The sequence below is a fragment of the Sorangium sp. So ce302 genome (assembly GCF_051530145.1).
GTDB classification, from domain to species: domain Bacteria; phylum Myxococcota_A; class Polyangia; order Polyangiales; family Polyangiaceae; genus Sorangium; species Sorangium cellulosum_B.
This window is the reverse complement of the sequence record NZ_CP150326.1, coordinates 2,590,083-2,609,870: the sequence shown is the minus strand read 5'-3', so window position 1 is coordinate 2,609,870 and position 19,788 is coordinate 2,590,083. Positions and strand designations below refer to the sequence as shown.

The window sequence follows — 19,788 nt, the reverse complement described above, 5'->3', positions numbered from 1 at the left end:
GCGGGTCAAGGATGAGAGCATGGGAGCGCGGCGCGGCAGTCCGGCGCGGCCGTGCCTGGAGGAGGACGAGCGATGATCGGGCGAAGGGCGTGGAGGGGGCTGGGCGGGCTCGTGATGGCGATGGCAGGGTGTGTACCGGCGCCTGCGCCGCAGGCCGCGGACGGGCCGCGCGCGGAGGCCGCGGCGCAGGGGCCGGGCACGGCAGGCGCGGCGGGCGCATCGAGCACCGCGGGCGCGCCGGGCGCGGCGGGCGGGGTGAAGGCGGACGAGGCGGCGAAGCCGGAGCCGCCGCCGAAGTCGGCGTTCGCGCCGGTGGCGCAGATCCCGGAGGAGGTCGAGCTGCGGCTGCACCCGGTGGAGGGGGCGCTGCTCGTGTCGACCTCCAACCTGACGATGCTCGAGGGGGAGCAGACGGCCGTGGCCGCCGCCGTCGGCGTGCTGAAGGAGGGGAAGATCGAGTTCCCGAAGCGGCTGCACCTGCCGGGGTGGTGGGTGTCCGTGATCGGCGTCCACGGGCGCTATCCCGACCAGCTCGACCTGATCGCAACGGGCACGACGGGCCGCACCGGCGTCGCCGAGCACTACGCGCTGGGGGCGAAGGGCTGGGTGCAGCGCGTGAGCGACGCGGGGCAGTGGTTCACCGGGGTGGCGAGCATGGGCAGCTCGCTCGTGGGGCTGGTGGGGCCGACGATGATCGGGCCCTCGAGGTTCGTCACGCTGCGCGGGCCCAGGGTGGGGCTGACGATCACGCCGGCGCCCAAGAAGGGGGAGTGCCGCGGGTTCGACTTCGAAGGGGCATCGCGTTACTCGGAGACCGAGGTCCGCCCGGAGGCATTCGGGGCGACGCGCGATGGGACCGCGCTGAGCTACGGGCTCGACTGCAAAGGGGAGAGCGCCCTGGAGGTCTGGAAGCCGGGCGAGAAACGCTCGACCATCCTGCCCATCCCGGCGCCCTCCGACGAACAGAGCGCCGACGATGTGCGCACGCTGATCCTGCCGGGCCCCGGCGACGGCGAGGCGTGGATCGTGGACGGGGGCGTGCTCCGCTACCAGGGCGGGGAGGCGAAGAAGATCGACCCGCCGGCGAAGGGCGCGCGCGTGCTCACCGCGTCGGCGGCGCCGGACGGGACGCTGTGGGCGCTCACGGACGGCGCGCTGTTCGCGCGCAAGGGCGATGCCTGGGAGCAGGCGCCGCTGCCTGACGGGGTGAAGGCCCGCGACGTGGCCGTGGGGAGCGACGGGGCGGTGTGGGTCGCGGCCGGCGGGGCGATCCTGAAGCACGGCGGCGCCAGCGAGGCCGCGGGCGCGGCGCCGGGGACCATCCAGCTCCAGAAGGGGCCGCCGCCGAAGCCCAAGGAGAACCGGACCTTGCCCAGGCCCGGCGGGCCGAAGTGCCCGCAGAACCTCGTGGTGCTCTACACGTTCAGCAAGACGGCGCCGGACGACTACGACTTCCCGCTGACGCGCAAGGCGCTCAAGGGACGCACGGAGTTCTCGCCGGCGCGCTTCGTGGTGACGCGCGACATGGGGCAGCGCTTCTTCGCCGCGTTCGTGCCGACCTGGGATCTCGCCAAGAAATTGGAGGAGCGGATCAAGACCGATGTGCAGGGCTCGACGCCGCAGATCGTGTGCGCCAAGCCGGAGGTGGTGCGGGAGCTCAAGCTGGATCTGAAGACGGGAGAGGTCGCGAAGTAAGACGGCTGAAGACGGCGCGGCGGGGGCGCCGGCGTGCGGCGGCGCCCCCGTCGATGGGCCCCCGTCCGCCGCAGCCAGCGGCGGCGCCGTTCACAGGTGCCGGGTCTCTCCCGGCGGCGCGCCCCAGTTGTTGTTGCGTCCGTCGGCGTACCGGATCGGCGCGGCGATGAGCTCCTCGAGATCCACGCCGTCCAGCGAAGCGAGCTGGACCGCCACATAGTCGCCGCCGATCGCCTCGACATACCCGCGCCCGAACGAGCGCACGCCGCAGTGTCGACAGAACAGGTGGTGCCCGAACTTCATGCCGAACTGGTAGTCGCTCAGCGCGTCCTCACCCGCGAGCAACCGGAACGCGTCCGGCTTGAGGATCACGTTCCAGTTTCTCGTCTTGGTGCAGATAGAGCAGTTGCACTTGTTGGTTCCAGCGCTCAGGTCGATGTCGGCCTCGAAGCGGACCGCGCCGCAGTGGCAGCTCCCTGTATAGGTCTTCTTCATGTGCAAACCTCCTGGCAGGATGGGCGTTCGCGTTCGAACGCGCGACCACCTGAAGGCCTGACGGTACCCGAATCCGCACCGGCGGGAGCCCCCTTCGAAGCGCCGCCGCGCGGTCTGGAGGCGCGCTGCGCCGGCGGCGCCGGGGCGTCCATCAGCCGAGCCGCGGGTTCGTCGCCCTGACACACGTGTCATGCCGCTCGGCGGGCGCCTGGCACAAGGCGTCAGGAGCGCCGGCTTCTTGCGCCCGCGCAGGTGGTCTACCCGTTGCTTCGCCAGCGCCTCCATCCACGGCGGTCCCGCCGGAGAGAGGATGGCTCCATGACCTTATCTCTTTTTTCCCTCGTCCCGCTCGGCCCTTGCGCCCGCAAGGCCGCCGCGCTCGCCGCCGGGTTCGCCGTGACCGCCGCCATGGCCGGCTGCATCATGAACCCGAAGCAATGCACCGAGATGGCCTGTAGCGACACCTTCACCATCACCGCCGCGACGGCGAACAAGAGCTGGGCAGCGGGAGAGTACACGCTCGAGCTCACGGTGGACGGCAACGCGGTGTCGTGCGCCTACAGCTGGACGAACACCACGAACGTCGGCGGCAGCGGCGTGTTCGTCCAGTGCAGCCCGACCGTCAGCGTCTCGGTCAATGCGGTGGAAATCTGCACGGAGACGAGGCGCGGCGACGCCGTCTCCCAGAGCTGCGTCCCGGCCCCCGGGCAGTTCACCCAGCAGCTCGCGGTTCGTGGCACGCCGGCGCGCGTCGACGTCGTCGTGCGCCGGGACGGCGCGCTCCTCGGAGAGCGGAGCTTCAGCCCCGCGTACCGGACATGGTACCCGAACGGCGAAGACTGCGGGCCTGGGTGCCGACAGGACGCGCAGGACTGGGCGCTCCCGTAGCCGCCGGCGCCGGAGGGGCGCCGCAGCGAGCCTGACGACGACGCGGATGAGCCCGTAGCGCACGAAGATGCGCCCCGCTCTACAGAGGTTTCCGCCCCCCTCTGCACCATCCAGAGCAGAGCGGCAGCAGAGCGGCGGTCTCCCGCACAGGAGACGGGCCCAGATCGGCGTTTTCGGCGCGCAAGCGCACTCCGGTGCGCTGAGCACCGAAAACGTCGAGGTGGGCCCGTATCCGAAGCGGGTGACCGTCGCTCTAATCCCAGCGAGCGGAGAGGACGCCTCTCATCCGGTCTATCCGCAGCGCCCTCTCCAGGGCGCGCCCCTCGTAGGCGCTCAGGAGCGCGGGGAGCGCCTGCCGGGCCAGCGCCAGCAGCGCGCGGCGGCGGACCTCCGGATCGAGCCTGCCCTCGACGACGATCTGGCTGAAGGCCAGGGCGAGGATCGCCTCGTCGCGGGTGAGCAGGCCGTACTCGTCCTCCTCGCCGAGCGCCTCGACCTCGGCCGCGCCCACGGCGTCCCAGCCGGCATTGCCGACCTCCCAGCGCTCGAGGAGCGCGTCGAGGAGCTCGATCGGACTCTTCTTCGGGTGCTCGTCGCGGAAGTCGCGGAAGGCATTCAGGGTCTCGTGCGCGGTCTCGTTGCCGAACGGGGCGGTCTCGTCGGTGAGCGACCAGAAGAACGGGTCGGCGAGGGCAGCGGCGGCCCGTGGGTGGCAGTCGTCGGGGGAGAGGTCGGGGAGCTCGGGCGCTTCGGTCATGGGAGAGGGCTTTCCGTCGGGTGAGGCGCTGGCGCGCCGCGCCGCCACCTTACCGCGTCGGCGCGCCCCGTCCGAGCGCGGCGCCCTCCTCCCCCGTCATTTCCAGTGCCACTTGCCCTTCCCCTTGCCCTTGTGCTTGTGCTTGTGCTTGTGGATGACGAGGACCCGGCCGTCGTCGTCATCGTCGTCGTGCACCACCACGGTCGGCTTGACGTCGACCTTCACGGCCCACGTGGTCGCCACCAGGATGCCGATCACGGGCGCGCTCGGGCCGACCACGATCACCGCGCCTGGACGGTAACCGCAGAGGACCACGTGCGTGTGCCCGCCTTCCTTGAGCACCACCGTGATCTTGGTCGGATTGACCTTCACGTCGAGCTTGCCGGTGAAGTAGAGCCGATCGGGCCCAGGCGCGAGCACGATGACGTCCGGCCCCGACGACGTCTGGATCGCGAGCTTGATCTCGCGCTCGCCGATCGGCACCGGCTTGAGGTTGAGATCCAGCACGTACACGCGCAGATCGCCGCTCTCCTTGTCGGCGACGATCTCCACGATGTCGTCTCCGACCGGCTGGAGCACGCCCCCGTTCGGCCCCTTGGTCCCGTCGAGCTGGGTGGTCTGGTGCTCCCTGGCGCTCTCCTGGAGCTCCCGGGTCCCGCCGCGCGGCACGTGCAGCACCCCCTTGAACGGCTCGCCCTTCACCTTGAGCTCGTAGCTGACCTCGGTCAGGTCGTCCTCGAGCGGCGGGAGCTTGGCCAGCAGCACGCCCCCCGACTTGGGCTCCGGCACGAGCGCCGCGCTCATGGGGGCTCCGCCCTTGCCAGGCACCTTGACCGAGACGCTGCCCGACACATCCGCCGCGATGGGCTTGCCGTCGCGATCCTTCACGAGCGCCGTCACCTGCCCGTCCTGGGCCACCGTCATGACGACGGACCCGGGCTCGTGCTGCTCCGTCAGCGCCCAGTTGTCCTCCATGCTCTCCGCCGTGATCTGCGGCGACTTGCTGCAAGCGGACGAGACGAGCGCCGCGGAGGCGACCCCGAGCGCGACGACCATGGACCGGAGACAACGTTGGATTCGCATACACCCCTCTCTGGTAACATCTCGAAGGCGCGATCGCCTCATACCTGCTTGCGCGTCACGGACCAGATGAAGCCGTCGTACCAGAAGTGCATCAGCGCGACGGTCTGCGTGATCGACCACAGCGCGCGGTCGTCCGCCGGCGCGAGCTCGGCCCAGACCCCGTACACAAGGACACCCCCGAGGAAGACCGCCACCGCGATCGGCGTTCCGGCCCGGAGCGCGTCGAGGCGCAGCCGGCGGCGGAGGCGGCCGCCCTCCGACCACCAGACGAGCGCCAGGTACTGCACGGCGTGGAACAGGTTCATGATGAAGAAGGCCTGTCCCCAGGGGTTGAAACCCCACGTGTAGATCGAGCAGAGGCCCGTGCTGACGAGCAGCCACACCTTGGGGAACGACACCCGATAGCCCCGCCGGCATATCGCGCGGTAAGCGAGCGCGTAATAGATCAGGTACGACGTGCCCGCGGCGATGACGGCCCAGCTGAGGGCGCGGTGGCTCGACGTCATCAGCGCAGGGACGGCGGTGAAGAAGGCGGGGCCCACGCCCTCGAAGGCGTCGAAGCTCTGGAAGTGGAGGAGCATCGTCGCGCCGCCCAGGATGGGGCCGGCATAGAGGACGAGGTTGAGCCAGAGATCCAGCCGGCGGCCGAGCGCCGGCGCGTTCCCCGCGCGCGCGTCGTAGATGCGCCCGAGGCCGAACGTCTGGAGCGCCGAGTGGTAGACGTCCCAGAACACCACGAGGACCGACACGCAGGCGACGGCCCACATGGACAGCATCATCGCGGCGAACAGGGCGACCGGCGCCACGAGGAAGCGGAGCCGGTGCCGCCGGAAGATGTCCGCGTTGCCGTGGCTCCGGAGGAGCACCGCGGCGAGGTGGCCGTGGATGAGCGTGCCGATGAAGAGCCCCGCCCACGTGACCTTCTCCCCATGAAGCCTGAACGTCGCCTCGGCGAACGGCGTCCCCGCGATCAGGGCGCCCGCGGCCAGCGCGACGAGCGGCGGGAGCAGGAAGAAGGCCCAGTCGTACCAGGGGCCGACGATGTACGCGGCCCGGCCCACACCGAGCAGCGCAGCGGACGCGGGCTCGGCCCGTGCGCTCATGCGGGACGTGGGGCCGCCGCGGGCCGCGGCTCCGGTGCTGCTGGCGAGAAGCCGATCGTCCATCCCTGCACGGCGAGGTGATCGACGAGCGACAGCAGGAAGAGATTCACGCCGAGCATCTCCATCGACTCCTCCACGAAGTCGATGAGCGCGTAGATCAGGTTGTCGCTCCCGGCCCGCTCGGTCCAGTACCCGAGCGGCAGCTCCAGGACGAGGGCGCCGATGACATAGATCCCGCCCGAGAGGAGGAATCGATTCCGCGTATCTCGCGGGAGGTGCGAGAGGAACTTGAGGTATGCGACCGCGAACATCGCCACCGCGGCGGCCGCCGGGATCACCCAGCTGAAGTACAGGACCCCGCCCAGATCGAGCCAGGAGCTCGCCGCTTCATGGATCTCGACCACCTCGTCGAGCGAGATGTAGAGGAACGCCGCGGAGAGCCCCCACCAGTGCTTCACGAACTTACCCGTGCGGCGGGCGCCGACGGCGATGACAGCGAGCGTGAGTGAGCACACGAACAGCAGCGACGAGGTGTACCACGTGGGCACATTCTGTTCGTAGCTCAGCGACAACAACGGGACGACGCCGCTCTGGCTCCTCAGGTGGAGGAGCGGCTTGAGCACCTCGACGGCGAGCCCGGCGCCCGCAATCACCGCCATCACGGCGAGCAGCGCGACCTGGAGCCGGGCCCTCGGGAGGGTGATCTGCATCGAATGAGAAGAACTACGCCAGGACGCCGGACACGGTCAACGCGTAAAGCAGCCGACACCGGCGCAGCGGGGCGGCGCAACGCGCCCTGGCGAGCGGCCTCGGGAGCGCTCGCCATGCGCTCTCGAGCCACTTCGGTTCGATGCGGTGAGGGCGAACAGGCTCCCTCCGCCGCGTTCGCCCCTGCTGTCCTGCTGCCCGCAATCGCCGCTGGACGCGCGCTCAAGGAGCGCTGTAGGACACGATCTGGCCTTCGAAGCGGTAGTCTCCGCCGTTGGTCCAGAACACGTCCTGACCTTCCGGGGCGAGGATGCGCCAGGCGAAGTGCTGGCCGAGCGCGAGCACGACGGTCGTATTGCTCGCGAGATCGTGGGCCTGGACGCTGCGGTTCCGGCTCATGTCCGTCGAGAAGAGCGTCGAGCCCCTGAGGGCCAGCCCCGCCATCGAGCCCCCCCGGTAGATCAGCGTCTTCGCCCCTCCGGCGATCGGCGCCTTGAACACGCCGCCGTCACCGGCGTTGGCCCAGTAGACGAACTGCGCGTCCACCGCGATCCCGGCCGGCTCCCCCTCGTTCTCGGCGATGACGGTCACCTCCCCGCCCGACTTCGCCACCTTGTAGACCTTGTTCGTCGTGGCGCCGCCGGTCCAGTAGATGTTCTCTGCGTCCTGCGCCAGGTACTCCGGCGCGCCGGCGCCCTGCGCGAGGACGACGGGCTCACCGCCGTCGAGCGGCATCTTGTAGATGTTGTGTCCGTCGCCATCGCCGAAATAGACGGACGACTCGTCTCCGGTGACGCTCAGCACGTAGCCGATCTCGACCAGCGTCTCCATCTCCAGGGTCGATTTGTCGACGCGCTTGAGCGCCGAAGGGATGACCGGATCGTTGTCTCCGCCGCTCGCCCAGTACACGTGGGAGGCATTGACCCACAGCGCCTTGGGGTCCGGATCCGCGGGGGTCATCGCCTCCACCTCGGTCGTGCCCGGCTTGACGCGATAGATGTAGCCGTCGTTCGAGTCCGCGGGCGCGGTGGACTCGGTGCCGCCGCTCGCGAAGTAGAGGTAGGTGTCGTCGGCGGCGAGCGCCATCGGGTAGGCGTGCTGGCTCGCCATCACCCCCGCCGGGATCATCCCGGCGTAGAAGGTGCCAACGGAGGTGGTCTCCGTGATGAGCTCAGCGGCCGAGACCTCGTGACGCTCGAGCAGCGTGAAGGCGTCGGAGCCCGTCGGCGCGGAGAAGCCGTAGGCATCGAGGACGGTATTCTCCCCGAGCTCCGCCTCGAGCTCCACGGTGATCGGCAGCGTGAGCTTGATCGGCTTGGCGAACGTCTGCCCCTCCGGACCGAGGCGGTACGTGGGCCCTACCGCGCCTTCGCGGGCGTCCACGATGTTCTCGATGGTGAGCTCCGTCGCCGCGCTGACCGCCCCCGGCGGCACTTCGATCTTGAATCCATCATCCCCGGTGAAGACCCCGCCCTGAGCGTCGACAGAGAACTGGGGCTCAGTCTCCTGCGTGGCGTCGTCGCCCGCGTCCGCCCCCCCGCACGACACGCTGCCCAGCCCGCCCGCCACACACGCCAACACCATGAATGAGGTTTTTTTCATCGACTTGCTCCTCCTCGGGCGGTCACCGCCGCCCAAGGTGGACAGGGTTGCAAGCAGGGGCACGGCCGGAGTCTCCACGGTCGTGACCCGTCAAGAATCGAAACTGCCACAGCGGCGCCTCTGTGCGAGATATTCGTTGAAGTCCAGGGCGTGTGTTCAGATCAAATGCATCCTATATCGATGTTTCGTCCCGATAGCCAGTGTGCGTGATTCCGCCCTGGCCAGCGTGTGCTGCCCCTGTGGCCGAAGACACAGTGAGATGTCTCCGCACGAGCGCTCGAGACCATTGAATCCGCCGAGATCGCTTGCGCGCGGCCGCGGCGTCGCCGTCGCGCCCAGACGCCGGCCGCTGCGCAGTCGACGCCGAACCTGAGCGCGAGAGAACACACCTCCCTACCCTCCAGGGCCATCCCGAACATGCAGTTGCGCCGCGGCTCACCGGCGGCTCATGAATCGACGCGAACGGGACGAGTCCGTCGACCGTCGACGTGATGGCGCGGCGCGCGCCGCGCCACCCTGGGCGGCAGCGGAGAGCGTCGTGCGCCGGCGGAGGCCCGCCGGCGGTGCGTCAGCGCCCGGGGAGCGGCAGCCCGGCCTGCGCCGAGAGCCGGGCCATCGCGAGCTTCGCGGCGACGAGCGCCTCCTCCGGGGTGCGGCCCGTGGCGGAGAGGTGGCCCATCTTGCGGCCGGGGCGGGCGACCCGCTTGCCGTAGAGGTGGAGCCGGACGCCCGGGATCTCCAGCGCGGCCTCGAACGGGGGCGGCGCGCCGCCGAGCCACACGTCGCCGAGCAGGTTGAGGATCGCCGCGGGGCGGACGATCTCGACCGAGCCGAGCGGCAGGTCGCACACGGCGCGGACCGCCTGCTCGAACTGGCTCGTCGCGCAGGCGACCTCGGAGGCGTGGTAGCTGTTGTGGGGCCGCGGCGCGAGCTCGTTGATGAGCAGGCGGCCGTCCTTGAGCAGGAAGAGCTCGACGACGAGCAGCCCCTCGACGCGCAGGCCGACCGCGAGGTCGAGCGCGATCTGGACCGCTTGCCCCGTCACCGCGGCCGAGAGCGGGCCCGGCAGCAGCGACCAGTCGAGGATCTGGTCGACATGGTGGTTCAGCGCCGGCGGGTAGACCGCGAGCTTGCCGCTCGGGCTCCGCGCGACGAGCACCGAGAGCTCGGCCTCGAGGTCGAGCGCCTGCTCGACCACGCAGCGCTGGCCGCCGAGCGAGGCGAAGAGCGACGCGGCCTCGCCCTCGAGACCGCCGGCGCCGCCCGGCGACGCGTCCCCCGAGAGCCGCAGCTGGCCGCGGCCGTCGTACCCGCCGACGCACGACTTCACGAAGCACGCCCCGCCCATGGCGCGCGCCGCCTCGAGGAGCTGCTCGCTCGTCGCGACCTCGCGGAAGGGCCCCACCGGGAACCCGTTGCGCGACAGCCAGCCCTTCTGGACGCCGCGGTCCTGCACCATGGCCAGCACGTCGGCCGACGGGCGCACCGGCGCGAACCGGGCGGCGGCCACGAGGCCGTCCGTGGCGACCTTCTCGATCTCGAGCGTCACCACGTCGCACTGCGACGCGAGCTCGGCCGCCTGAGCTACGTCGTCGAACGAGGCGACGATGCAGTGATCGAGCACCGAACGAGCCGGGCAGTCCGGGTCAGGGTCGAGGGCGTGGACCTTGTACCCGAGCGTGCGGGCGGCCAGCGCCGTCATGCGGCCGAGCTGGCCGCCACCGAGGATACCGAGCGTGGAGCCGGGAGCGATGGGCATTTCCGGAGGACCTGTACGAGGGGGAGCAAAACGAGGCCTGACGAGGCCTGACGAGGCCTGACGAGCTAGACGATGACCGAGTCGCGTAGCACCGCCGCCTCCTGGGCGCCGCGGAAGGCGGCGAGGCGCTCGCGGAGCTCCGGGTGCTTGCCCGACAGGACCGCCGCCGCGAACAGGGCCGCGTTGGCCGCCCCGGGCTTGCCGATCGCCATCGTGGCGACGGGGACGCCCTTCGGCATCTGGACGATCGAGAGCAGCGCGTCCATGCCGTTCAGCGCCGTGGCGGGGATGGGCACGCCGATGACGGGCAGCACCGTCTTCGCGGCGACCATCCCGGGCAGGTGGGCGGCGCCGCCGGCGGCGGCGATGATCACCTCGATCCCGCGCTCCGCGGCCGTGCTCGCGTACTCGAACATCCGGTCCGGCGTGCGGTGCGCCGAGACGACGCGCACCTCGTGCGGGATGCCGAGCTGCGTGAGCAGCTCGCTCGTGACGGCGAGGTGCTCGTAGTCGCTCTTGCCGCCCATGATCACGCCGACCCAGGGCTTCTCGGCCGAGCTCGCTCCCATTTCCGCCGGGGTCCGGCCCTCGCCGGCCCCTCCCTGCGCCATCGTGCTCATCGTTCCACCGCTCACCGGCTCATCGTCCGTCCGTCGTCCGTCATCCGTCGCCCCCCCCGCCCGCGTCAGCGCGTGAGCTGATCCAGGAGGCTCAGGCTCTCGCGCTCTTCCTCGCCGATCTCGCCGTCGGACGAGATCATCTCGCGCGCGGCGTTCAGGAAGAGCTGCCGGTGCGCGCGCGGGATCTTCATCGGATCCACGTCGTCGGCCGCGGGCGGCACCTCGAGCCAGCCGCGCACCTGCTTGGCTTCCTCCGCGTCCAGGTGGAGCCGCAGGATCATCTTGCGCACGAACTCGCGCTCCTGGTCGCGCACCTGGAGGTCGGCCCAGGCGAACGAACAGATGAACCGCATCAGCTGGAGGCGTTCTTCGCGAGAAAGCTTGTCGAGCATGGGCGGGGACTCTAGCCCGGATCCGCCAGCGTTTTGTGTGGAAATCAGCGAGCCGCGCGCAGCGTAAGGGGATTCCCGGTTCCTCGCCTTTCCTCCTTCCCGCGCTCGCGCTGCCGCGCTTTCGCCTTCCCGCGCTCGCGCTGCCGCGCCCCCGCATTCGCGTTTCCGCCCGCGCGTCCTCCTGGTGGGCTGGTGGGTGGGGCCGCGCGCTCCAGCGCGGTCGCCGCAGCCCCCCCCGCCCGGGCGCCCGCTCCTCGCCGCTCAGCGGTACGGGCGGGCGGCGCGCGGGCCGCGCAGGAGCGCCGCCACGTGCAGCTGCTCGCCGAGCAGATCGCGCAGGGTGGCGGGGTCCTCGAGCGGGGCCGGCAGCGTGATCACGATGGCGTGCGGGGCGATCCGGAGCGCGCGCGTGCGGGCCTGCAGGCCCTTGACCGCCTCGCGCGCCCTGGGCGAGGCGGCGCGCAGCTGCTCGGGATCGTCGGGATCGAGCGCCGCGTCGAGGGGCGGATCCACCACCAGCGTGATCTCGGAGCGCTCGGGGTGGGGGCCTCGCTCGAAGCAGGTGTCGACGTGGAACGTCGCGCCGTCGACCTGCGCGTCCCGGATGCGCATGCGGCCCACCTCGAAGCGGCCGTGGACCTCGGCCGCGAACCGCTCCCAGGCCGCGCGCATCCCCGCCATCGGCGTGGGCGGCGGGATGCGCTCGTTCGCGGCGCCGATCTCGGCCGCCAGCGCGGCGAGGTGCTCCAGGAACGCGCCGAGCCAGGGCTGATCGTGGCCCGGCGTCCGCGACCGGACCGACACGTGCTCGTCGTCCAGCCGGACGTCGTCGAAGGCGAGCAGCGCCCGGCGCAGCGGCCCCGCGACCACGGCGCGCACCTGGCCGGGATCGCGCCCGCGCACGCGGTAACGGCGGCCGAAGCCCTCGTCGTCCTCGGACGACAGCGCGAGCAGGAAGCGCTTCACGCCGACCTCCAGGTCGAGCCCCCACGACGGCCAGCGCAGCTCGCCCACGAGCGCGCCGCTCGACGAGGAGCCCGCGTCGATCCACACCGACGCCGCGGCGCCGGAGAGCGTGCCCGAGAGGCGGAGCTCCAGCGCGTCGAGGGACAGGCCGTGGCGCGCGCCGACCGCTTCCCAGACGGCGCGCCACCTCCCGGAGCCGATCTGCCGCCGCATCGCGCCGAGGCCGGGCGGGCTGTCGAAGACGCCGAGCACGAGCGGCGTCGTGTGGACGACGCCGTCCGCGCGCGCGAGATCGACGCGCACCTCGAGCCCCCAGACGAGGGCGACCCAGCCGGCGTCGAACGACGGCGCGACGGAGCGGGGGATCCTGAACCGGAAGGGCAGCTCCCGCCCCTCGTCGCGGCTGTCCGCGCGGCGGAAGGCGGTGAAGCGGTGCGCCTCGGTCGCGCGGTTCGGCGCGGAGCGGTCGGCGCTGAGGAGGCGCTCGACGCCGACCAGCGAGATCTCGATCCCGCGCACGCCGCGGCCCTGCACGTTGCCGAGGGCCACCGCCCCCGAGATCTCGTCGCCCGGCGCGAAGACGCGATCGTCGAGCGAGACCTCGACGAAGGGGCTGTCGCCGCGCGCCGTGGTCCCCGCGGCCGGCGACCGGCCCGGGCGGGTGACGGGGCGGGGCGTGACGAGCACCTCGTAGGACTCCTGGACGTCGAGCCACCACGGGATCGCGATGGAGAGCGTGAGGCCGTAGCGGATCTCGGCGCGCGTGCCGAGGTACGAGCAGGGCGCGTCGGCCGGGACCGGGAAGCTCGCGCGGTAGCGCTGCTCGCCCTCCGGCAACGTCGTCGGCCCCGAGACGCGGGCGACGAGCGAGAGGAAGTGGGGCGGCACGAGGACGCGCTCCTCGACGCGGGCGACCTGCATGCCCTCCAGGTGGAGCTCGATCGCGTCGACCGGCGTCCTCCCGCGGCAGCGGAGCACCAGCTCGACGAGGACGACGTCGCCCGGGTGCACGGTCCTGGACATCCGGAGCTCGACGTCGGGTCGGGTTCGCATGGTGTCCGGCTCAGCGCGGCGGGCGCGGGCTCACTTCACGAGCGGGGCCGGCACGGTGAGGCGGATCGGCCCTCGGGGAGCGCCGCGCTCGAAGATCTCTCCGCGCCGGTCCGCGACGCCGAGGCGCAGGAGCCCGTCCGCGCGCACGAGCGCGAAGGGCGCGCGCGGGGCCGGCGCGTCGCGCACCGAGCCGCCCCGGCCCGCGTCGAACGGGACGATGAAGACCACGACGTCCTCGGCGCCGGCGGCCGGCGCGCGGGGCGGCGCGGCGCGGGCGCAGCGCCCTGCGACCGCGGCGTTCCTGTCCTCGGCGGCGCAGCGGGCGAGCGCGCGGCGATCGTCGTCGGCGCCGCTCCGCGCGAGGTGGTCGGCGGCCGCGAGGCGGACCGCCTCCGCGGGGTCGCGCGCGAGCAGGTCCCGGGCCGCGTCGCCGTCGCAGCGGGCGCCGGCCACGGTGAGGGCCGCGAGCGCGTTGGCCCGCACGTAGGGGCGCGCATCGGGGAGCGCCGCGCAGAGCGCCGCGGCCGCGCGGGCCGGCTGCCCGAGGCGGCCGGCGGCGCGCCCGATCGCGCCCGCCGCGTTGCCCGCCACGGCGGCGTCGGGGTCCTTGAGGAGCGGCAGGAGCAGCGGCAGCGCGTCCTTGTCCCCCGCCGCGCCCAGCGACCAGATCGCGTTGGCGCGGACGCCGGGATCTGGATCGCCCGCGAGCTTGCGGAGCGCGGCGGCGGCCTCCGGGTGCCCCGCGAGCGCCTCGGCGATCTTGCGGCGATCGTCGATGGGCGCCGCCGAGGCCATCCGCGCGAGCGCGGCGCCCGCGGCCTGCCCCGGCATGCGGCCGAGCCCCTCGATCAGCGCGTCGCGCGCGGCGTCCGGCGCGCTCGCGATCGCGGCCGCGACCTCGTGGACGAGGCCCTTGCCGCTCGCGTCGCGCGCGGCCTTCGCGTCCGCCGCGCCGCCCGCGCCGCCGGCGTCGTCCGCGCGCGACAGGGCGCCCGAGAGGGCGATGCCGAGCGCGCCGCGGTCCTGCTCCGCCGCGACCGTGAGGCGCTGGAGCAGCGGCCGGGCGCTCCCTGGGCCGGCGACGCGGGAGAGCGCGATCGCCGCCCGGAGCCGCACGTCGGCCGACTCGTCGTCGAGCGCCGCGAGCAGGGCGGCGTCCACCGCCGCGCCGAGCTGTCCTGCAGCGCGCGCGGCCCCGAGCGCCTCGATCACGGCGAGGCGGAGCGGCGTGGAGCGCGCCTTGGCGAGCGGCAGCAGCGCCGCCTGCGCGCGCGGCGACCCGGTGCGCCCGAGCAGCTGGACGAGGGCGAGCTTCTCGTCGGGCGCGGTCGCCGGGTCGACCAGCAGGGCGCGCGCCGGGTCCACCGCGCGCCCATCGGGCCGCGCTGGATCGAGCAGCGCGGTCGCGGCGCGGATGGCCTCCGCGCGGACCGCGGGGTCGCCGTCGCCGAGCAGCTCCAGCACGCCGGGCAGCGCCGCGGGATCGCCGAGCGCGCCGAGGGCGCGCAGCCCGTGCCGGAGCGGGACGACGCCCCGCTGCATCCCCCGCGCGAGCGCGGGCAGCGCTTCCCTGGCCTTGAGCTCGCCGAGCACGAGGGCGGCGCCCGCCGCGGTGTTGGCCGACGGCGCGGCCGCGAGCGCCGCGACGAGCGCGGGGACGGCCGCGGCGCCGGCGCTGACGAGGGCGTCACGGACCGCCGAGCGCGGCGCCGCGGGGTTGTCCTTCGCGAGCGCCGCGAGCAGCGCCTTCACGGCCGCGTCGGAGCCGATGCGGCCGAGCGCCCGGAGCGCCGCCTCCCGCACGTCGTTGCTCGAGGTGGCGCTGTCGGACGGCCGCGCCCCCGGGAACGCGCCCGCGGCCCCCGGCGACGCCGTGACGAGATCGGCGATCGCCGACGTCGCGTCGTCCGAGCGCAGCCGGCCGAGGGCGGTGACCGCCTCGACGCGCACGTCCTGGGATGCGTCCTGGAGCGCGAGCAGCAGCGCGCTGACCGCGCGCGGGTCTCCGAGCTCTCCGAGCGCGCGCGCCGTGGCCTTGCGGACCTCCGGCACCGAGTCCTGCACCTTGCCGATCAGCGGCACGACGGCGCGCGCGTCGCCGATCCGGCCGAGCGCGCGCGCGACCTCCGCGCGCACCTCCGGCGCGGTGTCGTCGAGGTGGCCGAGCAGCGGCGAGACCGCGTCCGGGAGCCCCGCCGCGCCCATCGCGGTCGCGGCGGCGAGGCGGACGTGCGGGTCGGGATCGCCGAGCACCCGCCCGAGCGCGACGACGGAGCGGTCCGTGGGCGCCGCGCGGATCACGTCGCAGGCCGCGAGCCGCAGGCGCGCGTCGCCCTCGCCGAGCCACTCGATCACGAGGTCCCCCGCGCGCGGCATCCGGAGGCGCACGGCCGCCCCGGCGAGGTGCAGCCGCACCTCGACGTCCGGGTCGCTCATGCCCCGCTGGATCAGCCTGATCGCCGTCTCCGGGGCGAGCTCGCCCACGCGGGTCGCGGCCAGGCGCCGCTCCAGGGCGTCGCCCGACGTGAGCGCCCGCGCGATCTGCTCCGGCACGTTGGGCCAGAGGGTCGCGGCCGCTCCCCCGGGCGACGCGACCGCGGCGGCCGAGGCGGCGACGACGAGCAGGACCTGCGGTAGGCGGCGCAGCGGCGAGGACGAACGGCGCACGAGCCGAGCGTAATACAGCGGGCGCGGCCACGTCATGGCGTTCCAGACGGCTCGAGCGCCGCGGGGCGACGCGCCGCGGGGCGCGCTGGCGGGGGCGCGCTCTGGCGGCGGGGCGCGCTGGCGGGGCCGCGCGCTGGCGGGGGCGCCTCCTCGCCGCGATCGCGCGCGGAGACCGCGCACGAGCCGCGCCGGTCCCCGAGCGCTGCCGCAACCGTCCGTGGCGTGCAACAGTCTGGCGAGGTATCCAACATGATTCCCTTCTCCGTTCTCGACCTTGCCCCGATCGTCCAGGGCGGAGACGCCGCGCAGGCGCTCCGCAACTCGCTCGATCTCGCGCGCCACGCCGAGCGGCTCGGCTATCACCGCTACTGGCTGGCCGAGCACCACAACATGGGCGGCGTCGCCAGCGCCGCGACGTCGATCGTGATCGCGCACGTCGCCGCCGGCACCTCGACGATCCGCGTCGGTGCGGGCGGGATCATGCTGCCGAACCACGCGCCGCTCGTGATCGCCGAGCAGTTCGGCACGCTGGCGTCGCTCTTTCCTGGGCGCATCGATCTGGGCCTCGGGCGCGCTCCGGGCTCCGACCCGATCACCGCCCGCGCGCTCAGGCGCAACCTGGCCGGCGACGCCGACGGCTTCCCCCAGGACGTCCTGGAGCTGATGGGCTACTTCCGCCCCGCGGAGCCTGGCCAGCTGCTTCAGGCCGTGCCCGGCGCCGGGCTCCGCGTGCCGATCTGGATCCTCGGCTCCAGCCTCTTCGGCGCGCAGCTCGCCGCGGCGCTCGGCCTCCCCTACGCGTTCGCCTCGCACTTCGCGCCGGGCCAGATGACGCAGGCGATCGCGCTGTACCGCAGGGAGTTCCGCCCCTCGGACGAGCTCGCAGAGCCTCGCGTCATGCTGGGGATCAACGTGGTCGCCGCCAGCACCGACGAGGAGGCGCGCCGGCTATGGACCTCGCTCCAGCAGGCCTTCGTCAACCTGCGCCGTGGCCGGCCGGGGCCCTTTCCTCCGCCGGTCGACGATTTCGAGCGCGACCTGAGCCCCCTGGACCGCGCCGGCCTGGAGCAGGCACTGGCCTGCTCGGTCGCCGGCTCGCCCGAGACCGTGCGGCGGTGGCTGGACGGCTTCATCGTCCGCACCCGCGCCGACGAGCTCATCGTGAGCTCACCGATCTTCGACCACGCCGCGCGCGTGCGCTCGCTCGAGCTCACGGCGGCGGTGCGCGACGAGCTCGCCCGCGCCGGGTGAAGCGCCTTGCCCGGAGGCGCGGGCTCGCGCCGGGCGGGAGCAGAGAGCTTCCTCACCGACCGGGGGGCGAACCTCGCGCTCGAGCCCCTGCGGCGGGAGGTGACGGGACTGTTCGGTACCGGTCGACGCAGCCGAGCGATGCGTCGACCCGGGTCGGGTAGCAGGCGGGACCGCAGGCGCTCACCGGGGGCGCCCAGGCGACCCGTTGACGGAGGGATTCGTCGACCGTCGTGCGGGATCTACTGGATGCACATGACGTGGGCCGTCTTGCCGTTGCTCACGGTCACCTTCCACCAGTGGGTGCCGGGGTCATAGGTGACGAAGACGCCGTCGTCCCAGGAGCTGGTCCGGAAGCGTCCAGCGACGCCCGTGAGGAAGCATTGCGTGCCGAGCGGGCTCGTGCCGTGGTCGATTGCCTGGACGAGGTTGTGCGTGGCCGTGCCGGAGCTCGGCGCGATATAGGTCCAGAGCCCGATGCCGGTGCCGGGGCTGACGTCCACGCAGCTGCCGTCGCCTATGGCGTTCCCGGTGCCGCCGATGTACCAGTTGGTACCGTCGTTCCAGACCTGCACGCTGTCGCTGGCGGCCTGCCATTTGTCGCCCCCGTTGTTCCACACGCTCATCAGGCCACACCGCCGGTTGGCAGTGACCGGCGCCATGACCTTCGCCGCCTGTCCGGAACTCCACCGGATCTCCCCCGTCCTGTTCGCGATGCTGGGAACGCAGAGGGCGGTCGCCTTGACCTTGGCGCCCTCGTAGCTGCCCTTCGTTCGAAAATACCAGCGGCCGCTGAAGGTCCAGAGCCCCGCAAAGCCAATGTTGGAGGTGTCGTTGGCATTGAGGTCACCGGCGACCCCGGAGAGGAAGCATCTCATATCGTCGTCTGATCCGATGTCCCATGACGGCGTATCGTCACCTTCCGTCGCCCGCGACCAGCCCCAGTAGCCGCCGAATGCCTGCTCGGCCGTGCCGACCAGCTCGTCGTCCACCAGCTCGTCGCCCGCCTGTTCACCCGTGGCCGCTACGCAGCCGATTCCCATGAGCAGGACAGGGAGGATGCACGAGAGCTTCCAGAGTTTGTTCGATACGTTCTTCATATGTATTCCATCGATAGGGGTCGTGCAGCTTTGACGACGCTTCAAAACTGATCCATGCAGCGGCGCTTTCGTGGTCCGCGCCCGAGCGTGCAGCGATATTCGATCGAGCCCTGGGTCACGGTCCCGCAACGCGTGGATCAGGTGAAGAGCACTGCTGAAGGGACAAAGCAACAGGCGCGCCAGCTCTGGCGCCCCGCGGTGCTCGCATGCGCAGCAGCGCCAAACTCGGGTCACCGCGGCGCCAGAGCGTCGCAACTACAGCGGCTGCAGAGCGAGAGGGCTGCTGCGCCACGCGTCGCCAGGCGGAGCTGCGTTGAAAGCTTCTGCTGGACTGAAGCGCATGTCACGGTGCGGCCGTGACATGTCACGTGACATGTCACGGTGCGGCCGTGACATGTCACGGCGAAGCCGGCGGCGATCCAGTCAGGTGAGCGGCAGTCGTTTCTGGGGAGTCGACCGAGCTACTCGCGCACGATCCGGACGCTGCTCCTCGAGTGAATCCTGATTGCCGTGGGTCGAGCACGTGCGTGCTCGAAGATCGGCGAGCTCACGATGAGCTCGTCGGCGCGGGCGCGGGCGATGAAGGCGTCCAGCCACCGAGGCGGGCGTAGACGTCGCCCGATCCCGATCCGAGGGTCCGCGACGCGAGGAAGCGGCGGATGCCATCCGCGTCGAGCCACGCCGTTTCGCCGAGGACGAGGCTCTCTCCGCGGGACCAGTTGTAGCGGTAATCCCCCAGCGAGGTGAGCCGCTCGACGCACTCGATCGCGATCTCCCGCGCGGCGGGCAGGTATTCGAACGAGAGCGCGGGCAGCGGCCTCGAGAGGCCCGAGAGCACCTCGGCCTCGAAGCCTTCGACGTCGATCTTCACGAAGGCGGGAACGCCGAGCTCGTCGATCAGCGCGTCGAGCGTGCGGACCTCGACCTCTGCGCCCTCGGACCATCTCACGCCCCGGAACGACGGATCCCTCCGCACCTTGTCGATCCAGGCGCGCGACAGCGTCGTGACCGTCGGCGCGCGCTCGCTGACGAAGAGGCGCGCTCGTCCCGGCGCCCGACCGAGCGCGGCGTGCAGGACGACGACGTCCCCGTCGCGCCCATAGAGGCCACGAAGCAGGCGGACGAACGCGGCCTGGGGCTCGACGGCGACGACGCGCGCGCCGAGACAGCGGAACGCGCGGATGCGATCCCCCGCGTGCGCGCCGACGTCGAAGCAGAGCGAGCCCGGCGTCACGAACTGCCCGTAAAGACGAGCCATCCGGCCGCCGCGGAGCGGCACGCCGTAATACATCGCGAGCGAACGCGCGATGCCGAACCAGCTCTCCACGCGCGTCATCACGCTCCTTACCGCCCCGCGGGTCGAGCCCGGAGCGTCGCAGGCCCCACCCGGCGGCCTGGCGTACCTCGTGTCGTCATTCCGCGGCGCAGCTCCGATCGTGAGCCGCCGCGAGCGACGGTAGCACGGCGCCCGCTCACCCGCCGCGTGCCCGCCGCTCCATGGGGAGCGTACCGATTCTACGTTACCGAGCGGCCGTTACGTCCACGTCCGGCGCGTCCGTCCGCTCGGCGAAGGCGACATCAACGGCTTCACTCGAAGCCGGGGAGGATGCGCGGCGAGGCGGATGGATCCGTAGCGGCGCGCGACGGGTCCC

16 protein-coding genes are annotated in these 19,788 nt (G+C 72.5%); 3 read left to right on the top strand and 13 right to left on the bottom strand.

Annotated features, from left to right (window positions below):
* Positions 1-72 precede the first annotated feature (72 nt).
* Positions 73-1,695, top strand: coding sequence for a hypothetical protein (locus WME73_RS10175; RefSeq protein WP_437915514.1), 1,623 nt, complete (start codon positions 73-75; stop codon positions 1,693-1,695).
* A gap of 90 nt (positions 1,696-1,785) precedes the next feature.
* Here the strand turns inward: WME73_RS10175 and WME73_RS10170 are convergent, their stop codons facing one another.
* On the bottom strand, positions 1,786-2,190 hold the full coding sequence (locus WME73_RS10170; protein WP_437745262.1) for a GFA family protein: 405 nt from the start codon (positions 2,188-2,190) through the stop codon (positions 1,786-1,788).
* 318 nt (positions 2,191-2,508) lie between these two features.
* On the opposite strand from WME73_RS10170, the gene WME73_RS10165 reads away from it, so the two are divergent.
* On the top strand, positions 2,509-3,078 hold the full coding sequence (locus tag WME73_RS10165; protein ID WP_437915513.1) for a hypothetical protein: 570 nt from the start codon (positions 2,509-2,511) through the stop codon (positions 3,076-3,078).
* A 253-nt stretch (positions 3,079-3,331) separates the two neighbouring features.
* Here the strand turns inward: WME73_RS10165 and WME73_RS10160 are convergent, their stop codons facing one another.
* The 10 genes from WME73_RS10160 to WME73_RS10115 all read right to left on the bottom strand — a co-directional run bounded on the left by WME73_RS10160 (position 3,332) and on the right by WME73_RS10115 (position 15,788).
* The gene (locus WME73_RS10160; protein WP_437915512.1) at positions 3,332-3,835 is read right to left on the bottom strand and encodes a hypothetical protein; all 504 of its coding nucleotides are present in this window, start codon (positions 3,833-3,835) and stop codon (positions 3,332-3,334) included.
* Positions 3,836-3,931: 96 nt separating this feature from the next.
* Positions 3,932-4,918 carry a hypothetical protein gene (locus tag WME73_RS10155; protein WP_437915511.1) on the bottom strand — a complete coding sequence of 329 codons (987 nt, stop codon included), beginning with the start codon at positions 4,916-4,918 and terminating at the stop codon, positions 3,932-3,934.
* Positions 4,919-4,956: 38 nt separating this feature from the next.
* Complete coding sequence (locus WME73_RS10150) at positions 4,957-6,021, bottom strand: hypothetical protein (RefSeq protein WP_437915510.1); 1,065 nt, start codon at positions 6,019-6,021, stop codon at positions 4,957-4,959.
* Positions 6,018-6,731, bottom strand: coding sequence for a hypothetical protein (locus tag WME73_RS10145; RefSeq protein ID WP_437915509.1), 714 nt, complete (start codon positions 6,729-6,731; stop codon positions 6,018-6,020). Before WME73_RS10145 ends, WME73_RS10150 begins: the two co-directional genes overlap by 4 nt.
* 220 nt (positions 6,732-6,951) lie before the next feature.
* Positions 6,952-8,331: a DUF5050 domain-containing protein gene (locus WME73_RS10140; protein WP_437915508.1), complete on the bottom strand. Its 1,380-nt coding sequence runs from the start codon at positions 8,329-8,331 to the stop codon at positions 6,952-6,954.
* Positions 8,332-8,899: 568 nt separating this feature from the next.
* Positions 8,900-10,090 (bottom strand): 5-(carboxyamino)imidazole ribonucleotide synthase, encoded by a 1,191-nt coding sequence (purK, locus tag WME73_RS10135; RefSeq protein WP_437870089.1) that lies wholly within the window; start codon positions 10,088-10,090, stop codon positions 8,900-8,902.
* A gap of 65 nt (positions 10,091-10,155) precedes the next feature.
* Entirely contained in the window at positions 10,156-10,659 is a 504-nt protein-coding gene (gene purE, locus WME73_RS10130; RefSeq protein ID WP_173427451.1) for a 5-(carboxyamino)imidazole ribonucleotide mutase, read from the bottom strand.
* A 116-nt stretch (positions 10,660-10,775) separates the two neighbouring features.
* Complete coding sequence (locus tag WME73_RS10125; RefSeq protein WP_437551368.1) at positions 10,776-11,102, bottom strand: TerB family tellurite resistance protein; 327 nt, start codon at positions 11,100-11,102, stop codon at positions 10,776-10,778.
* Positions 11,103-11,363: 261 nt separating this feature from the next.
* Positions 11,364-13,121 carry a hypothetical protein gene (locus tag WME73_RS10120; protein ID WP_437745254.1) on the bottom strand — a complete coding sequence of 586 codons (1,758 nt, stop codon included), beginning with the start codon at positions 13,119-13,121 and terminating at the stop codon, positions 11,364-11,366.
* A 30-nt stretch (positions 13,122-13,151) separates the two neighbouring features.
* Positions 13,152-15,788 carry a HEAT repeat domain-containing protein gene (locus WME73_RS10115; protein ID WP_437915507.1) on the bottom strand — a complete coding sequence of 879 codons (2,637 nt, stop codon included), beginning with the start codon at positions 15,786-15,788 and terminating at the stop codon, positions 13,152-13,154.
* 249 nt (positions 15,789-16,037) lie between these two features.
* Here WME73_RS10115 and WME73_RS10110 point away from each other — a divergent pair, with 249 nt between their 5' ends.
* On the top strand, positions 16,038-17,039 hold the full coding sequence (locus tag WME73_RS10110) for an LLM class flavin-dependent oxidoreductase (RefSeq protein WP_437915506.1): 1,002 nt from the start codon (positions 16,038-16,040) through the stop codon (positions 17,037-17,039).
* A gap of 239 nt (positions 17,040-17,278) precedes the next feature.
* Here WME73_RS10110 and WME73_RS10105 read toward each other — a convergent pair whose 3' ends face one another.
* On the bottom strand, positions 17,279-18,136 hold the full coding sequence (locus WME73_RS10105; protein WP_437745251.1) for a hypothetical protein: 858 nt from the start codon (positions 18,134-18,136) through the stop codon (positions 17,279-17,281).
* Between the two features lie 547 nt (positions 18,137-18,683).
* Entirely contained in the window at positions 18,684-19,472 is a 789-nt protein-coding gene (locus WME73_RS10100) for an FkbM family methyltransferase (RefSeq protein WP_437745250.1), read from the bottom strand.
* Between the last annotated feature and the right edge of the window lie 316 nt (positions 19,473-19,788).